The following is a 527-nucleotide window of genomic DNA, read 5'->3' on the forward strand; positions in this document are numbered from 1 at the left end:
ATTTCGATGATACCGAACCGCCGGAACGCGTCCACGGCGTCGTCTATCTTGCGCTCGTCACCGGTGAGTTGGACCGTGATGGTCTCGGGACCGGCGTCGAGGGTGCGGCCGTCGTACATCTCCGTGATGGCGTGGACCTTGTCGGGGTCCTCGCCGCGGACCTTCAGGAGGACGAGTTCCGCGCGAACGGCGTCGTCGTCCAACTCGCCGACGGAGATGACGGGCTTGAGCTTCGCGAGCTGTTTTTCGATCTGGTCGATGCCCGGTTCGGGCTCCTCGACGACCATCGTGATGCGGGAGTGGTCCTCGACTGTCGTCGGGCCCACGGTGAGGCTCTCGATGTTGAACTGACGGCGGGCGGCGAGGCCGGCGACGCGCGAGAGCACGCCGGGTTCGTCCTCGACGATGGCCGAAAAGACCGCGCGCCGCGGTTCGTGTTCCGATTCCGCTTCGGGGTCGATGCGGATGCCCTGCGCGTTGCGGCGGCCGTCGGGGTGCGGCCGCTCGTCGGGCGCGGGGCCTTGCAG

1 protein-coding gene is annotated in these 527 nt (G+C 67.9%); it reads right to left on the reverse strand.

Features of this window, described 5'->3' with window-relative positions; all coding sequences use genetic code 11:
- Positions 1–527: acetolactate synthase small subunit (gene ilvN / locus DVK00_RS20750; protein ID WP_121578515.1), on the reverse strand; the 527-nt coding region annotated here is incomplete at both ends.

This window comes from Haloarcula sp. Atlit-47R (genome assembly GCF_003665985.1).
GTDB lineage: Archaea > Halobacteriota > Halobacteria > Halobacteriales > Haloarculaceae > Haloarcula > Haloarcula taiwanensis.